We start from the raw sequence: 22,239 nt of genomic DNA on the forward strand, positions 1-22,239 counted from the left end.
AATCGGTAGAGCGCGGGCGCGCACCCCCAGCACGTCCGCAAGCGGGCGGACGCACGGTGAGCCTTCGAGGGTGCGGGGTACCCGACTTTCCCTCGACGTTCCACCGTCACAGAATTCGGGCACGAATCAGGCCTCGTCTGCGAACACGAGGCCTTGGCTTGCTTACAGTCTACCGGTTCGCGTCGCTCGGGACACCTCGGACGACGGAGACGCTCATCACCCCGGCCCGGAATGCCGCCGATGGCCGGTCGGTTGCTGCGCACATGAGCGATGATTCCTTCCGCAAGCTTCTCGCCGCGCAGCGCATGGGCGTCCTGGCGACGGTGAAGCGCGACGGCCGGCCGCAGGTGTCCGTGGTGACCTACATCTACGACCTCGGCTCCGACCTGATCCGCATCTCGACCCGCGACCCGCTGGCCAAGACCCGCAACCTGCGCCGCGACCCGCGAGCGACGCTGCAGGTGACCGGTCCGGACGGCGGTTCGTGGGCGGCCGCGGAGGGCATCGCGCAGCTCAGCGCCGTGGCCCGCGACCCGCACGACGACGTCGTCGAGGCGCTGGTCGAGCACTACCGCGACGCCCGCGGCGAGCACCCCGACTGGGGCGACTTCCGCGCCGCGATGGTCCGCGACGAGCGGCTGCTGCTGCAGCTGCCCGTCGAGCACGTCTATGGCTGGGCCTGAGCCCCCGCGCGCTCCGTGACGGCCTCGGCCTCGGCGGGAGCCGCGGCCGGCGCCGTCGCCCGGAACTCGGTGAGCAGGCCGGGCACCGCGCGGTCGGCGAGGTCGACCGCCTCGGCGGACTCGACGTCGACGGCCTGGTAGGCGCCGAATCCGGCCGCGGTCGACACCTCGACCGTGGCCAGCCGGAGCCGGCGCTGCAGCAGCGACTGACGGAACGTGACGCCGACGATGGCCCGGCTCTGCAACGCCGCAGTGCTGCGGCTCCAGGCGCCGGAGCGGGTGACGAGGTAGCCGTCGGCGACGGTGTGCCCGAGCGAGCGGTACGCCACCACCGCCAGTGCCAGCGTGACCGGCAGCAGCGCGAGCCCGGCCAGCCACACGCGGTCGTGCATGCCGTCGATCAGCGTCGTCAGCCAGGCCAGCAGGCCGGTGACTGTCGCCGTGGCGATGAGCGCCCAGCCGACCCGGCGACGCAGCGCGCGCAGCGGATGCGGCCGCAGCGGCCGGTCGAGCGGGCTGTGGCCGGTCTGCAGCACCTGCGCGGCCACCCGGCGGGCGACGCCGATGGGCCCGCGCGGCAGGATCTGCGCCGACGGCGTCATGCTCATCATCGTGAGGCCGGTGGCGATGACGGAGGTGTCGGCCATGCCCATCCACCGCCACAGCAGCGGCTCGTCGATGCAGACCCCGCGCAGGCGGTTGTCGTCGCGGTTGACCTCTCGCGTCTTGAACAGGCCCTGGCTGGTGCGCAGCACGGTGCCGCGGTCGCCGGGGACCCGGACCAGCACGAACCGCCAGTTCTCGGTGAAGAAGTTGATCGCCAGCCCGGCGACGCCGATGACGCCGACCGCCGCCACCGCGATGGCGATGGTCCAGCCGGTGCCGATGGCGTTCCAGTCGGCGAGGCCCTCGACGAACCCGCGCAGGTCGACGCCGAACATCCGCAGCGCCCAGTACGTGCCCCACAGCAGGCCGGCTGCCATGAGGAAGGCCCAGACGCTGAACACGTTGTAGAGCACCCACGACCGCTCCAGCCGGGCGTACACCTGCTCGTCGCGCGGCGCCGGCACGGGTTCGGCCGCGGGCTCGGACGCGTCGGCGCGCTCGACCGGCCCGCCGTAGAGCAGGTCCTGGCGCAGCCGTTCGGCGGTCGCTGCCCGGACGGCGTCGAGGGTCAGCGCCGACTCGCCGGTGGCGCTGTGCTGACCGGCCCCGACGGTGACGACGCGCAGGCCGGTCAGCCGGTGCCGGAACTTCGCCGACGTGTCGACGCTGCGGATGCGGTCGCGCCGGATGGAGCGGTGCTTGCGGACCAGCAGCCCGGTGCGCCGCTCGACGTGGTCGTCGGTGATGCGGTAGCGCGTCTTCACCCAGCGCAGCAGGTCGGCCAGCCCGCCGAGCACGCCGAGCGCGCTGGCGACCAGGATGGGGCCCATGGTGCCCCAGTTGATCTCGGCGCCGAAGAACGCCACGGCGACGCCGGCCGGCACCATGGAGAGCACCGTCTTCGCGGTGTCGACCCAGACGACGCGGGTGTCGAGGCGTTGCCAGGGCACTTCGTCGTCGGGCACCGGTGGCGCCGGCTCCGGCTCCGGCGGGGGCTCGGTGCTCATGTCGCGTCGCCGGGCGTGCGCTGGGTGATCTTCGCCAGTTTCGCGGCCACCTCGGCGGCGACGGTGGCGTCGATGCCGGGCACCTTGATCGGACCGCGCGATGACGCCGTCGTGACCTCCAGCGTCGCCAGCTTCAGCGCCTGCTCGAGCGGCCCGCGGGTGGTGTCGACGGTCTGGATGCGGGAGATCGGCGCGACGCGCCACTCGCGGACGATCCAGCCGGTGGCGGCGTAGACGGCGTCCTCGGTGACCTCCCAGCGGTGCACGGCGTAGCGCCAGAGCGGCATCACCAGCGTGACGACGGCGCCCCACACGGCGACGACCACGAGGATCGGGCCGAGCCAGGAGCGCGCGCCGTCGAAGATCAGGTAGGCCGCGAGCAGCAGGCCGGCCAGGACGGCGAAGCCGATGAGCGACTGCAGCGTCCACAGACCGATGGCGCGACGCTCGACCCGGTGCTCCGGCGGCCGCAGGCCGATCGGCTGGTCAGCCACGGGTGATCCGGCTCAGTCGCGACCGGCGGACGGCGAGGTCGTACGTCATGGACAGCTCCTTCGCGTAGGCGGCGACGTCGGTGCCGGGGCGGGAGAACAGCTCGCGCGGAATGGCCTCGAGGCTGCCGAGCAGCGTGGCCGCCATGAACCGGGGCGAGAAGTCGCGGAACTCGCCGTGCTCCTGGCCCTCGCGCAGCATCTGCTCCAGCTGGCCGACCGACTGCTCGCGCTGGGACCGGACCAGCTCGCTGTTCTCCTGCCCGCCGGCGCCGGCCAGCACCTGGCCGAGGGCGAGGACGTGCGAGCGATGCGTGTCGCAGAACAGCACGAACCCCTCGATGAGCCGCTGCAGCGCCTCGCGGTAGGTGGCGGCGTCGCCGATGTGCTCGGTGAGCCAGGCGTCCGTCAGCGCGTTGACGTCGGTGACCACCTGCTGGAACAGCTCGGCCTTGTGGTCGAAGTGGTACGAGATGAGGCCGGCGCTGATGCCGGCCTGCTCGGCGATGCGGGCGAACGACGTCTTGGCGTAGCCGACGTCGGCCAGCGTCTCGATGGTGGCCTGGACGATCTGCCCGCGGCGGGCGGCCTCGATGAAGGACCGGGACTTCTGGTCGGTCGCTCCATTTCTTGGTCGCATGACCAAAATTCTAGCGACACCTCCAGGGAAGCGGAAGGATGATGCGTCGCCGCAGGTCAGCCGGACAGCACGAGCTCGATGCGGCTGGTGCCGCCGTCGGCCACGCGGACCGGGATGCCCCAGTCCTGCTGGTGGATGTGGCAGGCGGCGTTCTCGCCGCCGTCGTCGCAGGACGCGGCCATGGCGGCGACGTGCAGGACGCCGTCGGCGCCGGGCGCGACCGTCAGCCGGCGGGTGAGCGCGGTGTCGCGGCCCTCGCCGCCGGTCAGCAGCGGCGCGGGCGTCGACGACACCGTCAGCCGGGTGGCCGGGCCGTAGCGCTCGTCCAGCTTCTGCCCCGGCGGCGGGTCGAACACGACGACTAGCTCGACCTCGCCCGGTGCGACATCGAGGGCCGGGCGCTGGGTGCGGTGCGCCGAGCCGGACGCCGTCGCCGCGGCTCCGAGCGGGATGCGGGTGAGGCGGTGCGCGGCGGACTCGACCACCACCAGGAACTCGCCGTCGACGACCGCGCCGCTCGGCTCGCGCAGGCCGGTGGCGAGCGTGCTCACCTCGCCCGACGCGGGGTCGTAGCGGCGGACGGCGTTGTTGTAGGTGTCGCTGACGGCCACCGAGCCGTCGGGCAGCGCCGTGACGCCGAGCGGGTGCTGCAGCAGCGCCTGGCCGGCCGGGCCGTCGCGGAAGCCGAAGTCGAACAGCCCGGTGCCGACGGCGGACTCGACCATGCCGTCGCGCACGGCGCGCAGCGCCGACGTCTCGGAGTCGGCCAGCCACAGCGTGCGGTCGGGCGTCACCGTCAGCCCCGACGTCTGCGCGAACCAGGCGTCGCGCAGCTTGCCGTCGACCAGCCCTTCGTTCGTGGTGCCGGCCAGCACCTGGATGGACGGCTCCTTCGGGTCGAACGCCCACAGCTGGTGGATGCCGGCCATCGCGACGACGACGGTGGTGTGTGCCGGCGACCAGATGATGTCCCACGGCGACGACATCGGGACGGCGCGAGGGTCGCCGCTGACGTCGTCGCCGTTGGGGTCGCCCTGCATCCACGGCGTGCCGGTGCCGGCGATGGTCGTGACCTGGCCGTCGGCCAGCCGGACGCCGCGCAGCACGTGGTTGACGGTGTCGGCGACGATGATGTCGTAGCCGGCGTGTGGGCGCAGCTCGGACGGCAGCAGCGTCATGCCCTGCGGCTCGCTGAACCGCGCGTCGCGCGGGCCGCCGTCGACGAGGCCGCGCTCACCGGTGCCGATGCGCCGGACCACCGTCTCGAGGTCGTCGGCCAGCTCGACCAGGCTGTGGTTGCCGGTGTCGCTGACCAGGAACGTGCCGCCCGGCAGCGCGACCACCTTCCCCGGGAACCGCAGCGTCGTGGGCACCGGCTCGGGCGGCACGTACGGGCCGTCGCCGCGGCGCAGCGTGCCCTTGGCCTCGTGCACCGGGATCAGCTCGTCGAGGATCGCCATGAGCGCGTGCGCGTGGCCCTCGCCGGAGAACTGCGCCGCGATGTACCCCTCGGGGTCGACCAGCGTCAGCGTCGGCCACGCCCGGACGGCGTAGTTCTGCCACGTCGTCAGCTCCGGGTCGTCGAGCACCGGGTGGTGCACCCCGTACCGCTCCACCGCCGCGACGACCGCCTCGTGCTCGGCCTCGTGGACGAACTTCGGCGAGTGCACCCCCACCACCGTCAGCACGTCGCCGTACCGCTCTTCCAGCGGCCGCAGCTCGTCGAGGACGTGCAGGCAGTTGATGCAGCAGAAGGTCCAGAAGTCGAGCAGCACGAAGCGGCCGCGCAGTTCCGCGAGGGTCGGCGTGTTGTCGCCGGTGTTCAGCCAACCCCCGCGGCCCACCAGTTCGGGAGCGCGGACCCGGGCCCGTCCAGTCGATGCCATGGGTCCATTGTGCGCGGTCAGGTGAGGATGGCCGGCGTCTCCCAGTCCTTGCCCAGCACGTTGTGGGCGAGGAACGCGAACACCGTCTCGTACCAGACCTTCGCGTGCTGCGGGGTGAGGATCCAGTGGTTCTCGTCGGGGAAGTAGAGGAACTTGTGCGGCATCTCGCCGTCGTCGCCCTGGGCGCGGGAGGCGATCTCGAACCAGAGCCGCAGCGCCTCGCCGATCGGCACCCGGTAGTCGCGGTCGCCGTGGATGACGAGCATGGGCGTGGTGATGGAGTCGACGTGGTTGTGCGGGGAGTTCGCCGCGGCCATCTCGGCCGACATCTCCTTGACCCAGTAGAAGGCGGCGTCGGTGGTGGGGCCGAACTGGTCGAGGGCCCAGAGGCTGGCGTGGGTGACGATGGCGTCGAAGCGGTCGGTGTTGCCCGCCACCCAGTTGGCCATGTAGCCGCCGAACGAGCCGCCCATGGCGGCGGTGCGGGTGTCGTCGACGTCGTCGCGGGCGACGGCGGCGTCGGTGATGGCCATGAGGTCGGTGAACGGGGCCTTGCCCCAGGAGCCCCAGCCGCGGCGGATGAAGTCGAGGCCGTAGCCGGTCGACAGCGCGGGGTCGGGCAGCAGGACGGCGTAGCCCTGGGCGACCGCGAGCCACGGGTTCCACCGCCACGACCACGCGTTCCACGACCCGAGGGGGCCGCCGTGGATCCACAGCAGCAGCGGCGCCGGGCTGGTGGCCGACGCGCCGTCGGGCAGCGCCAGCCAGGCCCGCACCCGCACGCCGTCGGCGGCGGTGGTGTCGAGCTCGGTGAGGGTGCCGGGCAGCGCGGGGACGGGCGCCGGCGCCGGCAGCGGCTGGGAGTCCTGCCGGGCGGCGGTCGCGGACAGCCGGACCGGGCGCGGCGGCTCGAGGTACGACGTGCGCAGCGCGTAGAGGGTCTGGCCGTCGGGCGAGACGACGAGGTCGGAGTAGGCGTAGTCGTCGGCGGTGATGCGAGTGATCTCGCCGCTGCCGAGGTCGGCCCGGAAGACCGGCGACCGGCCGTCGTCGTCGGAGGCGAACAGGAGGGCTGCGCCGTCGGGCGTCCACACCGGGGCGCCCGGCCAGCGGTCCCAGTCGGCGGTGATCGACCGGGTGGCGCCGTCGGCGACGGTGATGACCACCAGTTCCTGGTCGACCGGCTCGTCCGGAGTGGAGCGCCGGCCCTTGATGGCCGCGACGCTGGCGCCGTCGGGAGCGAACTTCGGCGCCTCGAAGTCGAAGTCGGCGTCGTCGGCCAGCAGCCGCCGCTCACCGGTCGCGACGTCGATCAGCGCCAGTGACTGGCGGAACCCGCCGCGCTCGGGCACGTTCCACACCGTGACGACGGTGCTGCCGTCGGCGCTGACGTCATAGGCGGCGGAGTCGAGCGACCGGCCGGCGTCGGGGGTGAGGTCGTGCAGCTCGACCCTGGGGTCGTCGAGCGGGGACTCGCCGTCGCCCAGGACGCCGGCGAACAGCCGCGGCGCGTCGGGCCCGAGGTCGTGGTCCCAGTAGCGCACCGGGTAGCGCTCGTGCAGGATCGCGGCGACCTTCTTCTCCTTGCGCTCCTTGCGCCGCTTCTCCTCGGACTCGGTGTCGGTCGACGAGGGGAAGGTGCTGGAGGCGACCACGACGGTCCCCGACTCGCGCGCGACGACCACGCCGCCGACGCCGCCGGGCCGCTTGGCGACGACGCGCGCCTCGCCGCCGTCGGCCGGGAGCAGCCAGAGCAGCGGGACCTCGTCGTCGTCCTTGGCGGACGGGTCGGGCCGTCCGGAGCCGAACAGCAGCGAGCCGTCGGGCAGGAACGCGGCGCCGCTCTCGCCCTTGGCGCTGCGGGTCAGCCGGCGGGCCGGACGCTCACCGGCGGGGTCGACCTCCCACAGCGCGGTGACGTACTTCGTGCTGTCGGGGCTCAGCGTCGACACCGCGGTGACCAGGCGGCGGCCGTCGGGCGACAGCGCCAGCCCGCCGGTGCGCGGCAGGGCCACATAGGCGTCCAGGTCGTGGAACGGAGTGGGTGGGAGGTCCGGGGTCTCCGGCGTGGTCTGTGTCACGGTTTCTTACCTATCACGGGAATGAGGCGTCCTGACAGGTCTACCTACGTAGCGGTGGTGCGGTGCTCGTGCGGACGATCAGCCGGGTCGGGACGGTGGTGATCGACGGCTCGGTGTCGATGCCGGAGCGCAGCCGCTCGACCAGCGCCGTCGCCGCCAGCCGGCCCTCCTGGCGCACGTCCTGCGCGACCGTGCACAGGCCGAACAGCCAGGACAGGTCGTGGTCGTCGACGCCGACGACGGAGAGGTCCTCGGGCACTCGGACGCCGTCGTGGCGGGCGGCGTACATGATGCCCATCGCGACCTCGTCGGAGACCGCGAACACCGCCGTCGGCCGGACGCCGCGGGCGGCCAGCTCCTCGTACGCGGCGATGCCGGCCTCGACGGTGAACTTGGCCGGCACCGTGAGCCGCGGGTCGGGCTCGATCCCGGCCGCGCGCAGCACCTCGGCGTAGCCGAGCCGGCGGTCCGGCGAGACCGGGAAGCCGAGGTGGTCGTCGGGGTCGCCGCCGGCGAAGCCGATGCTGCGGTGGCCCAGTTCGACCAGGTGGCGGGTCGCCTGCCGGCCCACCTCGACGTCGTCGACGCGGACGGTCGGGATGCCCGGCACGATCGGCCCGACGACCATGACCGGACGGTGCATGGCGTGCAGCGCGGCGACCTCGTCGGCGTCCAGCGGCAGGCTCATGATGAGCAGGCCGTCGGCCCGCTTGCGCAGCAGCTGGGTGTCGAAGACCTTGCGCCGGTTGGTCTCGACCTCGGACAGGTCGTAGCGCAGGACGTCGTAGCCGTGCTGTGCCAGCACCTCCTGCGCGCCCTCGAGGACGGCGGTGAAGTACCAGCCGCGGGCCACCGGCGACACGACGGCGACGGCGCCCGTGCGGCCGGTGGGCAGACCGGCCGCGCTGGGCGACGCGACGTAGCCCAGCTCGGCCGCGATGTCCTGCACGAGCTGCCGGGTGGCGGCGGACACCCCCGGCAGCCCGCGCAGGGCACGCGACACCGTCGCCACCGAGACCCCGGCCCTGGCGGCGACGTCGACGATTCCGGTCATCGCTGAGTTCTCTCGGCCGCGGAGTCGTCCAGGGTCACCCCTTGACGCTACCCGCGAGCAATCCTCGGACGAAGTAGCGCTGGAGTGAGAGGAACACGATCACCGGGATGATCATGGAGATGAACGCGCCCGCCGTCAGCAGGTGCCACTCCGTGCCCTGGCTGCCGGCCAGCTCGGCGATGCGCGCCGTCAGCGGCGCCACGTCGCGAGTGCCGCCGACCATGGTGACCGCCACCAGCAGGTCGTTCCAGACCCAGAGGAACTGGAAGATGCCGAACGCGGCGATGGCCGGAGTGACCAGCGGCAGCATGATCCGCAGGAAGATCGTGACGTGTCCGGCGCCGTCGACGCGAGCCGCCTCGACCAGCTCCGCCGGGACCTCCTTGAAGAAGTTGTGCAGCAGGAAGATCGCCAGCGGCAGCGCGAAGATCGTGTGCGAGATCCACAGCGGCCAGAACGAGCCCCCGCCGTGCAGGCCGGAGTCGACGTAGAGCCGCAGCAGCGGGATCAGCGCGATCTGCAGCGGCACGATCTGCAGCGCGAACACCGCGACGAACACCGTGTCCCGGTACGGGAACTTCATCCACGCGAACGCGTACGCCGCGAGGCAGGCGAGGGTCACCGGGATGACCACCGACGGGATCGTGATGACGATCGAGTTGATGAAGTACGTCGACAGCGCCGTCTGGCCGTAGAGCACCTCGTCGTAGTTGGCCAGCGTCAACTCCGGGTTGGTGAACCAAGTCCACCAGCCGGTGGTCTTCAGCGACTGCTCCGGCCGCAGCGATGACAGCAGCAGGCCGAACGTCGGGATGGTCCAGAGCACGGCGATGACCAGCGCGGCCAACGACGCCCAGCGCGACGTCAGCCGCTTCCGCGCCCGCCCGGAGATGGTGGCCGGCTCGAGTCCGGCCAGTTCCTCCTGGACGGCCGGGGTCGGGATGACGGCGCTCATCGGTACTCCGCCTTTCGCATCTGCCGGACGTTGTAGACGACGATCGGCACCACCAGGACGAACAGCACGACGGCCAGCGCGGACGCGATACCGGTGTTCAGCGTGCGGAAGCCCTGCGTGTAGAACTCGTACGAGATGACGCTGGTCCCGAACTGCCCGCCGGTCATCGTGCGGACGATGTCGAAGACCTTGAGCGTGCCGATCGCGATGGTCGTCAGCACCACCACGAGCGCCGGGCGGATGCTCGGCACCGTGATGTAGCGGAACATCCGCACGCCGGTCAGGCCGTCGAGCTGGGCCGCCTCGGTGATGTCGGCCGGGATGGCCTTGATGGCCGCCGCCAGCACCGTCATGGCGAACCCGGCCTGGACCCAGACCATGATCACGATGAGGAAGAGCGTGTTCCACGGTTCGCCGATGAGGAACTGCCGTGGTTCGGCGCCGAGCCAGACGAGCACCTGGTTCAGCAGGCCGATCTGCTCGATGCCCTGCTGGTCCGGCCGGTACTCGTAGACGAACTTCCAGATGATCGACGCGCCGACCAGCGAGATGGCCATGGGCAGGAAGATGACCGCCTTGGCAGCGGCCTCGACCCGGCTGCGGTCGACCAGCACCGCGTAGACCAGCCCGATGAACGTCGAGAGGATCGGCGTCAGGAACACCCAGATCGCGGTGTTGCGCAGCACCGTGAGCATGGCGTCGTTGGTGAAGACGAACTCGTAGTTGTCCAGCCCGACGAACGCGTCACTCGTGCGGTCGAAGAACGACTGGTACGTGGTGCGGATGGCCGGGTAGACCAGCCCGACCGCCAGGAGCAGCAGGGCCGGCAGCACGAAGGCCAGCGACTGCCACAGGTCGGCCCGCCGCCGGACCCTGCCGGTGACCAGCAGGATCAGCCCCATCAGCGCGACGAACAGGGCGATCGCGAGGGCCATCTGCACGAGCTTCTCGGAATTGTCCACGTGTCACCACCTCGAAACGGGAGGACAGGGAGGGGTGGGCGAGCGGGGGATCCCCCGCTCGCCCACCTGTCATCCCTTACGGCCAGGCGTCCTCGATGGCGTCGACCGTCTCCTGCGTTTCGGCGCCGGTGATCCAGTTGACCATCCCGGTCCAGAACGCGACGGTCCCGACCTCGGCCGGCATCAGGTCCGACGCGTCGAACCCGAAGACCGCCTCGGGGTCCTGGATGATCTCGGCCGACAGCTGGTTGACCGGGCTGTCGTAGGCGTCGATCGGCACCGTGCGGTTGGCCGACACGAAGTTGCCCTTGGCCGCCCGCTCGGCGTGCCAGTGGTCCGTGGACAGGTACGTCTGGAAGGCCTGGACCTCCGGACGCTCCGTGAACGCCGCGACGAACTCGCCGCCGCCCAGCACCGGGTTGCCGTGCTCGGGGTTGATGCCCGGCAGGTAGAACGCGTACACGTCGCCGTCCTCGGCCACCTCGACGCCCTCACCCCAGTTGGCCTGGTAGAACGAGGCCTGACGGTGCATCCAGCAGTTGCCCTGCAGGATCGGCAGGCCGCCGTCCTCGAACCGCGTGGTGGCGATGCTGCTGACGTCGCCCAGGCCGCCGTTGACGTACTGGTCGTTCTTGAGGATCTCGGCGACCGTGTCGAACGCCTCGGCCACCTGCGGGTCGTTGAACGGGATTTCGTGGTTGTACCACTGCCGGTAGGCGTCGATGCCCGCCGTGCGGAGCATGACCTCCTCGACCCAGTCGGTGCCGGGCCAGCCGGTGGCGTCGCCGGAGCCGAAGCCGGCGCACCAGGGCATGCCGCCGTCGGCCACGATCTGGTCCGAGAGCGCGATCAGGTCGTCCCAGGTCTCCGGGATCTCGTAGCCCGCCTCCTCGAACGCCGACGGCGAGTACCAGACGAACGACTTGACGTTCGCGCCGAACGGCGTGCCGTAGTAGGTGCCGTCGACGGTGCCGTAGTCGACCCATGCCGGGTCGAATGAGGCCTCGACGTTGGCCCGGGCCTCGTCGGGCACCGGGATGATGGCGTCGTAGTCGCGGACCAGCGTGGCCATCAGACCCGGCTGCGGGATGATCGCGAGGTCGGGCGGCGAGCCGCCCTGGACGCGCACCGGCAGCTGCGCCTCGAACTCGTCCGAGCCCTCGTAGACGACCGTCATGCCGGTGCACTCCTCGAACGCGTCGAACGACGCCTCGAGCGGCGCGTCCTCCGGCGCGACGATGGTGCTGTAGACGGTCACCGAGGTGCCTTCGAGCCCCGTGAAGTCCTCCGCGAAGGCGCAGTCGCCGCCGCCTCCGGTCTCACCGCCGCCCCCAGCGGTGTCGTCGTCGCCGTCGTCGCCCCCGCACGCGGCCAGGACGAGCGACACGCTCGCAGCGAGGCCGACAGCCGCCCAGCCCTTGCGGGCGCTGCTCATCGCCATGTGTCTGTCTCCCTCCCAGAAGGGATCGGTCCGAGCACCTGCCGCTCGAATCCCAATGCATGTTCCAGTGCCTGAACGAAAACGTTTACGCTCGAAAATTGCAAGAGCCCATCGGCAACTTCGCCGTAACGATTACGTCACGCCGCTCCGGCGCATGTGAGATGTGACACGGACGGCTCAGGCGTGCCTGCGCGCGGCGACCACCCGGAACCGCGAGGCCACGAACGCGGCGTCGGTGAGGGTCGCGTTGGCGGCGGGGTTGGCGCCGGTGCCGTGGAAGTCGGAGAACGCGGCCGACTGGTTGACGAAGACGCCGCCGGTGAGGTTGATCGACAACGGCACGGCGGCCTCGACGGCGGCCTGCTCGGCGGCGTCGAGCACGGCCGGGTCGGTGGAGTAGACCGACGCCGTCATGCCGCCGTGCTCGCGGACGGACGACGCGAAGCGGTCCAGCGCCTGGGCGGTGGAGTCGGCGGCGATGAGGAACGAGACCGGGCCGAAGCACTCGGCCGAGTAGCGGTCCTGGTCGGCGATGTCGACGGCGACGACGGCGGGCGTGCGGACGGTGGCCTCGGGCCAGGCCGGGTGCTGGATGGTGCGGGCGGCCAGGACGACGTCGGTGTCGCCGGCCGTGGCGTCGACGCGGTCGCGGACGCCGTCGTTGACCACCGCGCCGAGGATCTCGACCGCGCGCGCGTCGTCGCCGAGCAGCTTGTCGATGGCCCCGGCCAGCGCCTGGCCGAACCCGTCGAACGTCACCCTGCCCTGGTCGGTGAGGACACCGTCGCGCGGGACGAACACGTTCTGCGGCGCCGTGCACATCTGCCCGGTGTAGAGGCTGAGCGAGAACGCGAGGTTGTTCACCAGGCCCTGAAGGTCGTCGGTGGAGTCGACGACGACGGTGTTCAGCCCGGCCTTCTCGGTGAACACGACGGCCTGGCGGGCGTGCTGCTCGAGCCATTCCCCGAACGCCGTGGAGCCGGTGAAGTCGATGACGCGCACCTCGGGCCGGACGGCGAGCACCGCGGCCAGGCGGTCGGCCGGGTCCTCGGCAGCCAGCGTGACGAGGTCGGGGTCGAAGCCGTACTCCTCGAGCACCTCGCGGATCGTCCGCACGGTGATGGCCAGCGGCAGGACGGCGCTGGGGTGCGGCTTGACGACGACGGCGTTGCCGGTGGCCAGCGACGCGAACAGGCCGGGCCAGGAGTTCCAGGTCGGGAACGTGTTGCAGCCGATGACCAGCGCGACGCCGCGGGGCACCACGTGGAAGGTCTTCGTCATACGCAGCGGCTCGCCCTTGGCCGGCTTTTCCCACAGCACCTCGCCGGGGATGCGGGCCTGCTCGGCGTGCGCGTACGCCACCGCCTCCAGCGCGCGGTCCAGTGCGTGCGCGCCACCGGCCTGGAAGGCCATGACGAACGCCTGGCCGGAGGTGTGCATGACCGCCTGGGCCAGCTCGAAGATGCGTCCGTGCAGCCGCGACAGCACCTCGAGGCAGACGGCCGCGCGGCCGTCGGCGCCGGCGTCGCGCCAGGCCGGGATGGCCGCCTGGGCCGCGCCCAGCAGCGTCGAGACCGCGTCGTCGGTGGCCGGCACCCGCGGGTAGCGAACGCCGAGCTCGGGCCCGAACGGGCTGGTCTCGGTGGCGACGGTGCCGTCGGCGCCGGGCGTGCGCAGCGGGAAGTCGGCGCCGAGGTGCGCCTCGTGCGCGGCCTGCCCCTCGGCGGCCGCGGTCTCGCCGTACACTCGCGGACTCGGCGACTCGGGATAGGCGGAGAAGAACGTCCGCTCGCCGATGGCGGCCTCGGCCCGGCCGAGGAGGTCGCGGTGCCGATCGATCAGACTGCCCAGCGCCATCGCGGGACCTCCACAGCATGTGACAAACTATCGCCCAGTTGGCTCCACTCTGTCACAGCCACCCGCCGCCCGTCCATGAGGGGAGACACTCGAAGCATGGACGCGATCGCACGTTCGGTGCCCGTCGGCGTCATCGGGGCCGGGACCATGGGCGCCGGCATCGCCCAGGTGGCCGCGGCCGCCGGGCACGAGGTGCGGGTGTACGACGCGGCCCGCGGCGCCGCCGAGGCCGCCGTCGACGCGGTCTTCCAGCGGCTGGCCCGCGCCGTCGACAAGGGCCGGCTGCTCGCCGAGGAGGCCGAGGACGCCGCGAGCCGGCTGCACGCCGTCACCACGCTGGACGACCTCGCCGGCTGTGGCCTGGTGATCGAGGCCGTCGTCGAGGACCTCGAGGTCAAGCGGGCGCTGTTCACCGGGCTGGAGGCGGTCTGCGGGCCCGACGCGGTGCTGACCACGAACACGTCGTCGCTGTCGGTCGACGCGATCGCCGCCGAGCTGGCCCACCCGGGCCGCTTCGCCGGACTGCATTTCTTCAACCCCGCGCCGCTGCTGCCGCTGGTCGAGGTGGTCAGCGGGGCGCACACCGACGCCGCGGTGGCCGACGTCCTGGTGGCCACCGCGCGAGCCTGGGGCAAGACGCCGGTGCGGGCCGCGTCGACGCCTGGCTTCATCGTCAACCGGGTGGCCCGGCCGTTCTACGGCGAGGCGTTCCGGCTGCTGGAGTCGGGCCGGGTCGACGCCGCGACGGTCGACGCGCTGCTGCGCGAGTCCGGCGGCTTCCGGATGGGCCCGTTCGAACTGGCCGACCTCATCGGCCACGACGTCAACCTCGCGGTCAGCCGGTCAGTGTGGGAGGCGTTCGGCCGCGACCCGCGCTTCACGCCGTCGGTGCTGCAGGAGCGGCTGGTCGCCGACGGGCGGCTGGGCCGCAAGAGCGGCGGCGGCATCTACCCCGCCGACGAGCCGCCCCCGGCGCCGCCGACCGCCGACCCCGTCACCGCCGCCCCGGACACGTGGGCCGGGGCCGGTGAGCTCGACCCGTCCGCACCGGGCTGGAGCGTGGGCAACGGCGACGTCGAGCTGCGACCGGCCGACGGCCGCACCGCGGCGCAGCACACCGGCGGCGGACCGCGCACCGTCGTGCTGGTCGACCTCGCCCTGGACCGGTCGCCGGCGCGGGTCGGCGTCGCCGCACCCGAGCACGCGCCGAAGGAGCACGTCGAGGCCGCCGTCGGGTTCCTGCAGAGCCGTGGGTTCGCCGTGACGCTGCTGCCCGACCTCCCCGGCCTGGTGGTGGCCCGGACGGTGGCGACGCTCGCCGCGGCGGCCGCCGACGCCGTCGACTCCGGGGTCGCGACCGCAGACGACGTCGACACGGCGATGCGCCTGGGCACCAACTACCCGCGCGGGCCGTACGAGTGGGGCACGGCGCTGGGCTGGGACTGGGTCACCGGCGTGCTGGACGCGCTGGCCGCCACCGCCGACGACCCCGGCCGGTACCGCGTCTCGGCGCGGCTGCGCGATCGCGCCTCGGCCCGCGACCACCGCCGCCACGACCTCGCCCGGCGCGCCGCCGAGGCGATGCTGGCCGGCGACGCCGCCTCGCGGGAGCTCGGCATGACGCTCGACGACATCGAGCCCGGCGCCGCCCGCGTCAGCATGCGGGTGCGCGCCGACATGCTGAACGGCCACGGGATCTGCCATGGCGGGCTGATCTTCACGCTCGCCGACACCGCGTTCGCCGTCGCGTGCAACTCGTACAACCGCAGCACCGTCGCGCAGGGCGCGGACATCGCGTTCCTCGCGCCGGCACACGAGGGCGACCAGTTGCTCGCCGTCGCCGAGGAACGGCACCGGGGCGAGCGCAGCGGCGTCTACGACGTCACCGTCTACCGCGACGGCGCGGCCATCGCGGAGTTCCGCGGCCGGTCCCGCGAGATCCCCGGCACCCTGGTGCCCGGCGAGGAGGACACATGAGCGAGGCGTTCCTGGTCGACGGCGTGCGGACGCCCATCGGGCGGTACGGCGGGGCGCTGGCGTCCGTGCGCCCCGACGACCTCGCGGCGCACGTGCTGCGCGAGCTGCTGGCCCGGCACCCCGGGGTGCCGGCCGACGCCGTCGACGAGGTCGTGCTGGGCTGCGCCAACCAGGCCGGCGAGGACAACCGCGACGTCGCCCGCATGGCCGTGCTGCTGGCCGGCTACCCGACGTCGGTGCCGGGCGTCACGGTGAACCGGCTGTGCGGCTCCGGACTCGACGCGCTGGCGTACGCCGCCCGGGCCGTGCGCACCGGTGAGGCCGACGTCGTCGTGGCCGGCGGGGTCGAGTCGATGTCGCGGGCGCCGTTCGTGCTGCCGAAGGCGCAGGCCGCGTTCGACCGCGCCAACGCGCAGGTCTACGACTCCACCATCGGCTGGCGGTTCGTCAACGCGGCGCTGGAGGCGGCGTACGGCACCGACTCCATGCCGCAGACGGCCGAGAACGTCGCCGCCGAGCACGGCGTCACCCGGGCCGACCAGGACGCGTTCGCGCTGCGCAGCCAGCAGCGGGCCGCCGTGCGGCGCAAGGAGCTGGCGGCGGAGATCGTGCCGGTCGACGTGCCCGCGGCCCGGCGCGGCGCCGACCCGGTGACCGTCGACACCGACGAGCACCCGCGCGAGACCTCGCTGGAGGCGCTGGCCCGGCTGCGGCCGGTCGTGCGGCCCGACGGCACCGTCACCGCCGGCAACGCGTCGGGCGTCAACGACGGCGCCGCCGCCCTGCTGGTCATGAGCGCGGCCGCGGTCGAGCGTCACGGCGTCGAGCCGCTGGCCCGCGTCACCGGCGCGGCGACGGCCGGGGTCGAGCCGCGGGTCATGGGGCTCGGCCCGGTCCCGGCCACGCGCAAGCTGCTCACCCGGGCCGGGGTCGCGCTCGCCGACGTCGGCAACGTCGAGCTGAACGAGGCGTTCGCCGCGCAGGCGCTGGCCTGCCTGCGTCAGCTCGGCCTGCCCGACGACGCCGAGCACGTGAACCCGAACGGCGGCGCCATCGCGCTCGGCCACCCGCTCGGCATGAGCGGCGCCCGCCTCGCGCTGTCCGCGGCGCTGGAGCTGAGGCGGCGCGAGTCGCGGCACGCGCTGGCGACGATGTGCATCGGCGTGGGCCAGGGGATCGCGGTGCTGCTGGAGCGGCCCTGAGTCAGGCCTCTTCGGGGCCTTTGCCATGAGCACCTCTACGCATCGATGCGTAGAGGTGCTCATGGCACGGGCTCAGCCCCAGACCAGGGCGTTGCCGGGGTCCTCGAGCAGGGCGGCGAGGTCGGCCAGGAACCGCGAGCCCTGCTCGCCGTCGACCAGACGGTGGTCGAACGAGAGCGCGAGCGTGGTGACCCAGCGCGGCTTCACCGAGCCCTTGTGCACCCACGGCTGCTTGCGCACCGCTCCGAACGCGACGATGGCCGCCTCGCCGGGCGGCAGGATCGGCGTGCCGGTGTCGACGCCGAACACGCCGACGTTGGTGATGGAGATGGTGCCGCCGAGCATGTCGGCCGGCGGCGTCTTCCCCTCGCGCGCTGTGGCGGCCAGCTGGTTGATCGCCACCGCCAGCTCACGAAGCGGCAGGCGGTCGGCGTCCTTGACGTTCGGCACGACCAGCCCGCGCGGGGTGGCCGCGGCGATGCCGAGGTTCACGTAGCGCTGCACCACGATCTCGCCGGCGGTGTCGTCCCAGCGGGCGTTGACGTCAGGGGTGCGGCGGGCCGCGATGCAGACCGCCTTCGCCAGCACCGCCAGCGGCGACAGCTTGACGTCGCGGAACTCGCGGGCGTCGCGCAGCCGCTCGACCAGCTTCATGGTGCGGGTGACGTCGACGGTGACGAACTCGGTGACGTGCGGCGCGGTGAACGCCGACGTGGTGACCGCCTGCGCCGTGGCCTTGCGGACCGAGCGGATGGCGACCCGCTCCTGCCGCGGCAGGCCGTCCCAGCCGGTGCCGGTGGGCGCGACGGCCGGGGTGGCGGCCGGCGCGGGCGCGGCGGCCGCGGCCTGGACGTCATCGCGGGTGATGGTGCCGTTGGGGCCGGTCGGGACGACGGCGGCGAGGTCGACGCCGAGGTCCTTGGCCAGCTTGCGCACGGGCGGCTTGGCCAGCACGGACACCCGGCCGCCGGTGGGCTCGGGCGCGGCCGGCGCGGCCGGCGCGGCCGGCGCGGCCGGCGCGGCCGGCGCGGGCGCGGGCGGCTCGGGCGCGGGCGGCTCAGCGAGGGCGCCCGCCGGCGCCTTGCGCTGCCGCCGCGCCGCCGTCGTGGACCGCGGGCCGTACCCGACCAGCACCGCCTGCCGCTCCTCCGCGGGCTCGGCCGGCTCGGTCTCTGGCGCCGGGGCGGGCAGCATGTCCTCGGCCGCACCGGGGGCCGCGGCCGCCGGGGCCGGGCCCGAGCCCGTCCGGACCGCGATGATCGGGGTGCCGACGTCGACCGTCTGGCCTTCGTCGACCAGCAGGGTCTCGACCACGCCGGCGAACGGGCAGGGCAACTCGACCAGCGACTTGGCGGTCTCGATCTCGACGATGACGTCGTTGACCTTCACGTCGTCGCCCGGCTTGACCTTCCAGGACACGATCTCCGCCTCGGTCAGCCCTTCGCCGACGTCGGGGAGGTTGAACTGCGACACGCTCATGCAGACCCTCCTCAGTAGGCGAACGTGCGGTCGACGGCGTCGAGCACGCGGTCGAGGTCGGGCAGGTACTCTTCCTCGACCCGGGCCGGCGGATACGGGGTGTCGTAGCCGGTGACGCGCTGAACCGGCGCCTCCAGCGAGTAGAAGCACTCCTCGGTGACCCGCGCGGCCACCTCGGCGCCGATGCCGAGCGTGCGCTGCGCCTCGTGCACGACGACCAGCCGGCCGGTGCGCCGGACGGAGTCGTAGACCGCGCGGAGGTCCAGCGGCGACAGCGAGCGCAGGTCGATGACCTCGAGCGACCGGCCGTCGGCGGCGGCCGCCGTGGCGGCGTCGAGGCAGGTCTTCACGGTGGGGCCGTACGCCACCACCGTGGCGTCGGTGCCGGGCAGCGCCACCCGCGCGGACTCGAGCGGGAGGTCGGCCTCGCCGTCGAGGTCGACCTCGCCCTTCGTGTAGTAGCGGCCCTTGGGCTCGAAGAACACGACCGGGTCGTCGAGCTCGATGGCCTGCTGGATCATCCAGTACGCGTCGAGCGGGTTGGAGCAGGTGACCACCTTGAGGCCCGGCGTGTGCGCGAAGTACGCCTCGGGGCTCTCACTGTGGTGCTCGACGGCGCCGATGGCACCGCCGAACGGGATGCGGATGACGATGGGCAGCCGCAGCCGGCCGCCGGAGCGGTAGTGCATCTTCGCGACCTGGTTGACGATCTGGTCGTAGCCCGGGAACACGAAGCCGTCGAACTGGATCTCGCACACCGGCCGGTAGCCGCGCAGCGCCAGCCCGACCGCGGTGCCGATGATGCCGGACTCGGCCAGCGGGGTGTCGATGACGCGGTCTTCGCCGAAGTCCTTCTGCAGGCCGTCGGTGACCCGGAAGACGCCGCCGAGCTTGCCGACGTCCTCGCCCATGACGAGGACCTTGGCGTCGTTCTCCATGGACCGCCGCAAGCCGGCGTTGACCGCCTTGATGATGTTGAGGCTCGTCATCGGGCCACCTCCTCGGCGAAGCTGTCGAGGTACGTCGCCATGGCCTCGCGCTGCTCGACGAGGTGCGGCGTGGGCTCGACGTAGACGTGGTCGAAGATCGACGTGGGCGTGGGATCGGGCAGCGCCCGGCAGGCGGCCCTCAGGTGCACGGCCAGTTCCTCGGCCTCTTCCTCGACGCCGTCGAAGAACGCTTGGTCGGCGAGGTCGCCGCGGACCATGTACGCCTTCACCCGCTCGATCGGGTCCTTGAGCTTCCAGTGCTCGAGCTCGGCGTTGAGGCGGTAGCGGGTGGGATCGTCGGTGGTGGTGTGGGCGCCCATGCGGTAGGTGAACGCCTCGACCAGCGTGGGGCCCTCGCCGTCGCGGGCCCGCTGCAGCGCCTCGCGGGTGACGGCCAGACAGGCGAGGACGTCGTTGCCGTCGACGCGGACGCCGGGGAAGCCGAACCCGGCGGCGCGGCGATACAGCGGCACGCGAGTCTGCCGCTCCAGCGGCTCGGAGATGGCCCACTGGTTGTTCTGGCAGAAGAACACCACCGGCGCGTTGGTGACGCTGGCCCAGATGAACGCCTCGTTGACGTCGCCCTGGCTGGTGGCGCCGTCGCCGAAGTAGGCGATGACGGCGGCGTCGCGGTCGGGGTCGCCGGTGCCGATGGCGCCGTCGCGCTGGATGCCCATGGCGTAGCCGGTGGCGTGCAGCGTCTGGGCGCCGATGACGATGGTGTAGAGGTGGAAGTTCGACTCGACGGTGTCCCAGCCGCCTTGGTCGACGCCGCGGAACAGCGCCAGCAGGTGCAGAGGGTCGACGCCGCGGCACAGCGCGACGGCGTGCTCGCGGTACGTCGGGAAGACGTGGTCCTGGCCGCGCAGCGCCCGGGCCGACCCGACCTGCGCGGCCTCCTGGCCCAGCAGGCTGGCCCACAGGCCCAGCTCGCCCTGCCGCTGCAGCGCCACGGCCTCGCCGTCGACGCGGCGGCCCAGCACGAGATCGCGGTACATGGACCGGACGTCGTCGCCGGTGACGTCGGCGATGAGAGCGTCGTAGCGCTCGTGTGGCACTCGCTGACCCTCGGGGGTGAGCAGCTGGACGAGTTCGGGTTCGGGCGGTGTCGCCCCGGCCGCCGTCTCGACAGTCATGTGTCTCCTTCACGTCGTCGGCTCCGCAGGATTGCCGCGGGAGCCTGCTCCTCGTGACCACCGGCGGCGGGGTGGGGGCTACGGGTGGGTCCTCGCCTCGCCGCGGTGCATGACCGTGACCGGAGTCACGACCTCCTACCGCCACGGTACCCAGATCCGGGGTCGGACGGGTGCATCGAGGCGGCAGGTGAGGCTCCATCCTGCAGCACCTGGTGCCAGCCTGCCCGCTCGGGATCCCCCGCAGGCTCGTCGTTCCGGACAAACTTCCTCGCCGGGACCCTGCACTGTCCGCACAAGTCCTCCGTCGTCCTCGTAACCGCGGCCACCGGGCCTGGGACGACGCGAAGCCGCGCGGTGCGCCCGTGAGGACGCGCCGCGCGGCTTCGGATGTGGCGTGCGTTACTCCGCGGCCCCGGCGAACCGGCGACGGAGCAGGAACGCGGCGCCCGCGACCAGGCCCAGGCCGACCGCCAGCAGCAGCGTCGGCGAGGCGCCGGTGTCCGGCAGGTCCTCGTCCGGCGTCTCGCTCGGGGTCGGGGTCTGGCTCGGCGTCTCCGAGGGGGTCTCGGACGGCGTCTCGCTCGGCGTCTCCGACGGGGTCTCGGACGGCGTCTCGCTCGGCGTCTCCGACGGGGTCTCCGACGGCGTGGGCGTCGGCGTCGGCGTCTCGGTCGGTGCGGCGGTCCAGTCGACCGTGCCCTCGACGTCCAGCTCGGTCTTCTCCGACTGCGCCAGGATCAGCGACTGGGTGCGGATCTCGTCGGTGTCGCTGACGAACAGCCGGCCGATGTTGAGGTGCGCCTCGGCGTGCAGCCGGACGGTGCCGTCGCCGGCCTCCGCGTCGGCCGGCACGTCGACGCCGAAGCTGGCGCCGTCGGTCAGCTGGTCGCCCAGCGGCGCGCCGTCGGCGTCGACCAGCTCGACGCCCTCGGGCAGCTCGGCCGTGACGTCGACGGTGTCGGCGTTGGTGCTGACGGTGAACGAGCCGATGGTGGTGCCGGCCTCGCCGGACAGCGCCGACGGGTCCAGCGACAGCGCCGGCGTCGGCTGCTCGCCGATGCCGGTGTTCTCCTCGCCGGTCAGGTACTCGAACAGCGCCCGCACGTCGGCGTCGACGTCGTCACCCTCGGGGGTGAAGTCGTCGAGGTTCGGCTGCAGGGCGTCGCTGAACGACCAGACGGCGGCCTGCGTGGCGGTGATCGCCTCGCGCTCGGAGAGTCCGTCGTTGAACGCCACGACGCCGTTCAAGGCGGACTCGATCTCGGCCGCCGGCACCACCGGGTACGAGTTCTGCAGCACCCAGAGAATGCGGTCGGCGTTCTCCGTGAACGGTGCGTCCGGGACGGGGTAGGAGTCCCAGGGCACCTCGACCATGTTCAGTTCGGGATCGTCGTTGATGGGGACGTTGACCTCGACACAGTAGGTCTTCAGCTGCGCGCCGTCGTCGGCCAGCAGGCCGAGCAGGATGGCCTGGACCGAGCCACCGCCGTGGTTGACGCGGTAGCCCGCGACATTGCCGTCCGGGTGGATGATCGCCCGGGCCTCGGCGTCGGCCGTCTCGAAGTCGGCAGCCGTTGCGGATGTCGGAAGCAGAACGACCGCGCCCAGCGCGGCCGCGACGCCGGCGCCTGCGGCGCGCCGGCGGGATTGGGTGGACAAGAGTTCTCCTTCGTGAATGTACGCACTCCCCCGAGAACCGCCGCAGGCTATCGGATAACGGAATGAACCGAAAGAACACCCCGCAAGTTGGACATGCGCGGCGCAGCGCCGCATGGCACTGTCGGTGTCGCGCG

At 72.6% G+C, this 22,239-nt stretch carries 17 protein-coding genes; 3 read left to right on the plus strand and 14 right to left on the minus strand.

All coding sequences use genetic code 11. The features are described from left to right. The first annotated feature begins 263 nt into the window (after positions 1-263). Complete coding sequence (locus BLU82_RS28175; protein ID WP_092624223.1) at positions 264-683, plus strand: PPOX class F420-dependent oxidoreductase; 420 nt, start codon at positions 264-266, stop codon at positions 681-683. Here BLU82_RS28175 and BLU82_RS28180 read toward each other — a convergent pair. From BLU82_RS28180 to paaN, 10 genes are all read right to left on the minus strand, one after another. Continuing rightward, positions 668-2,296, minus strand: a complete 1,629-nt coding sequence (locus BLU82_RS28180; protein ID WP_092624224.1) for a PH domain-containing protein — start codon at positions 2,294-2,296, stop codon at positions 668-670. The genes BLU82_RS28175 and BLU82_RS28180 overlap by 16 nt on opposite strands. Beyond that, positions 2,293-2,790 (minus strand): PH domain-containing protein, encoded by a 498-nt coding sequence (locus BLU82_RS28185; RefSeq protein ID WP_092624225.1) that lies wholly within the window; start codon positions 2,788-2,790, stop codon positions 2,293-2,295. Before BLU82_RS28185 ends, BLU82_RS28180 begins: the two co-directional genes overlap by 4 nt. After that, complete coding sequence (locus tag BLU82_RS28190) at positions 2,783-3,427, minus strand: TetR/AcrR family transcriptional regulator (RefSeq protein WP_092624226.1); 645 nt, start codon at positions 3,425-3,427, stop codon at positions 2,783-2,785. The genes BLU82_RS28185 and BLU82_RS28190 overlap by 8 nt, the downstream gene beginning before the upstream one ends. 56 nt (positions 3,428-3,483) lie before the next feature. Then, positions 3,484-5,313 carry an NHL domain-containing thioredoxin family protein gene (locus BLU82_RS28195; RefSeq protein ID WP_092624227.1) on the minus strand — a complete coding sequence of 610 codons (1,830 nt, stop codon included), beginning with the start codon at positions 5,311-5,313 and terminating at the stop codon, positions 3,484-3,486. Between the two features lie 17 nt (positions 5,314-5,330). Continuing rightward, positions 5,331-7,394: an alpha/beta fold hydrolase gene (locus tag BLU82_RS28200; protein WP_092624228.1), complete on the minus strand. Its 2,064-nt coding sequence runs from the start codon at positions 7,392-7,394 to the stop codon at positions 5,331-5,333. Between the two features lie 40 nt (positions 7,395-7,434). Continuing rightward, positions 7,435-8,448, minus strand: a complete 1,014-nt coding sequence (locus BLU82_RS28205; protein WP_092624229.1) for a LacI family DNA-binding transcriptional regulator — start codon at positions 8,446-8,448, stop codon at positions 7,435-7,437. A gap of 34 nt (positions 8,449-8,482) precedes the next feature. Continuing rightward, positions 8,483-9,403: a carbohydrate ABC transporter permease gene (locus tag BLU82_RS28210; protein ID WP_092624230.1), complete on the minus strand. Its 921-nt coding sequence runs from the start codon at positions 9,401-9,403 to the stop codon at positions 8,483-8,485. Next, positions 9,400-10,338, minus strand: a complete 939-nt coding sequence (locus tag BLU82_RS28215; protein WP_092626400.1) for a carbohydrate ABC transporter permease — start codon at positions 10,336-10,338, stop codon at positions 9,400-9,402. Before BLU82_RS28215 ends, BLU82_RS28210 begins: the two co-directional genes overlap by 4 nt. A 103-nt stretch (positions 10,339-10,441) precedes the next feature. Further along, positions 10,442-11,806 (minus strand): ABC transporter substrate-binding protein, encoded by a 1,365-nt coding sequence (locus tag BLU82_RS28220; RefSeq protein ID WP_092624231.1) that lies wholly within the window; start codon positions 11,804-11,806, stop codon positions 10,442-10,444. A 177-nt stretch (positions 11,807-11,983) separates the two neighbouring features. Next, entirely contained in the window at positions 11,984-13,663 is a 1,680-nt protein-coding gene (gene paaN, locus BLU82_RS28225) for a phenylacetic acid degradation protein PaaN (RefSeq protein ID WP_092624232.1), read from the minus strand. A gap of 96 nt (positions 13,664-13,759) precedes the next feature. Here paaN and paaI point away from each other — a divergent pair, with 96 nt between their 5' ends. Then, positions 13,760-15,640, plus strand: a complete 1,881-nt coding sequence (paaI, locus tag BLU82_RS28230; RefSeq protein WP_092624233.1) for a hydroxyphenylacetyl-CoA thioesterase PaaI — start codon at positions 13,760-13,762, stop codon at positions 15,638-15,640. Further along, the gene (gene pcaF / locus BLU82_RS28235; protein WP_092624234.1) at positions 15,637-16,842 is read left to right on the plus strand and encodes a 3-oxoadipyl-CoA thiolase; all 1,206 of its coding nucleotides are present in this window, start codon (positions 15,637-15,639) and stop codon (positions 16,840-16,842) included. Before paaI ends, pcaF begins: the two co-directional genes overlap by 4 nt. A gap of 72 nt (positions 16,843-16,914) precedes the next feature. On the opposite strand, the gene BLU82_RS36195 is transcribed toward pcaF, so the two are convergent. From BLU82_RS36195 to BLU82_RS28255, 4 genes are all read right to left on the minus strand, one after another. Continuing rightward, the gene (locus tag BLU82_RS36195) at positions 16,915-18,321 is read right to left on the minus strand and encodes a dihydrolipoamide acetyltransferase family protein (RefSeq protein ID WP_092624235.1); all 1,407 of its coding nucleotides are present in this window, start codon (positions 18,319-18,321) and stop codon (positions 16,915-16,917) included. A gap of 11 nt (positions 18,322-18,332) precedes the next feature. Then, positions 18,333-19,310, minus strand: coding sequence for an alpha-ketoacid dehydrogenase subunit beta (locus BLU82_RS28245; RefSeq protein WP_092624236.1), 978 nt, complete (start codon positions 19,308-19,310; stop codon positions 18,333-18,335). Beyond that, positions 19,307-20,446, minus strand: coding sequence for a pyruvate dehydrogenase (acetyl-transferring) E1 component subunit alpha (gene pdhA / locus BLU82_RS28250; RefSeq protein ID WP_092624237.1), 1,140 nt, complete (start codon positions 20,444-20,446; stop codon positions 19,307-19,309). The genes BLU82_RS28245 and pdhA overlap by 4 nt, the downstream gene beginning before the upstream one ends. A gap of 399 nt (positions 20,447-20,845) precedes the next feature. Beyond that, on the minus strand, positions 20,846-22,105 hold the full coding sequence (locus BLU82_RS28255) for a thioester domain-containing protein (RefSeq protein WP_172885716.1): 1,260 nt from the start codon (positions 22,103-22,105) through the stop codon (positions 20,846-20,848). Positions 22,106-22,239: the final 134 nt, after the last annotated feature.

The organism is Jiangella sp. DSM 45060 (genome assembly GCF_900105175.1).
Classification (GTDB): Bacteria; Actinomycetota; Actinomycetes; order Jiangellales; family Jiangellaceae; genus Jiangella.

Coding starts and splice junctions, on each gene's coding strand:
- BLU82_RS28195 (WP_092624227.1), bottom strand. CDS start 5,313: ATGGCATCGACTGGACGGGCCCGGGTCCGCGCTCCCGAACTGGTGGGC.
- BLU82_RS36195 (WP_092624235.1), bottom strand. CDS start 18,321: ATGAGCGTGTCGCAGTTCAACCTCCCCGACGTCGGCGAAGGGCTGACC.
- BLU82_RS28245 (WP_092624236.1), bottom strand. CDS start 19,310: ATGACGAGCCTCAACATCATCAAGGCGGTCAACGCCGGCTTGCGGCGG.
- BLU82_RS28210 (WP_092624230.1), bottom strand. CDS start 9,403: ATGAGCGCCGTCATCCCGACCCCGGCCGTCCAGGAGGAACTGGCCGGA.
- paaN (WP_092624232.1), bottom strand. CDS start 13,663: ATGGCGCTGGGCAGTCTGATCGATCGGCACCGCGACCTCCTCGGCCGG.
- BLU82_RS28220 (WP_092624231.1), bottom strand. CDS start 11,806: ATGGCGATGAGCAGCGCCCGCAAGGGCTGGGCGGCTGTCGGCCTCGCT.
- BLU82_RS28180 (WP_092624224.1), bottom strand. CDS start 2,296: ATGAGCACCGAGCCCCCGCCGGAGCCGGAGCCGGCGCCACCGGTGCCC.
- paaI (WP_092624233.1), top strand. CDS start 13,760: ATGGACGCGATCGCACGTTCGGTGCCCGTCGGCGTCATCGGGGCCGGG.
- pdhA (WP_092624237.1), bottom strand. CDS start 20,446: ATGACTGTCGAGACGGCGGCCGGGGCGACACCGCCCGAACCCGAACTC.
- BLU82_RS28175 (WP_092624223.1), top strand. CDS start 264: ATGAGCGATGATTCCTTCCGCAAGCTTCTCGCCGCGCAGCGCATGGGC.
- BLU82_RS28190 (WP_092624226.1), bottom strand. CDS start 3,427: ATGCGACCAAGAAATGGAGCGACCGACCAGAAGTCCCGGTCCTTCATC.
- BLU82_RS28205 (WP_092624229.1), bottom strand. CDS start 8,448: ATGACCGGAATCGTCGACGTCGCCGCCAGGGCCGGGGTCTCGGTGGCG.
- BLU82_RS28215 (WP_092626400.1), bottom strand. CDS start 10,338: ATGGCCCTCGCGATCGCCCTGTTCGTCGCGCTGATGGGGCTGATCCTG.
- pcaF (WP_092624234.1), top strand. CDS start 15,637: ATGAGCGAGGCGTTCCTGGTCGACGGCGTGCGGACGCCCATCGGGCGG.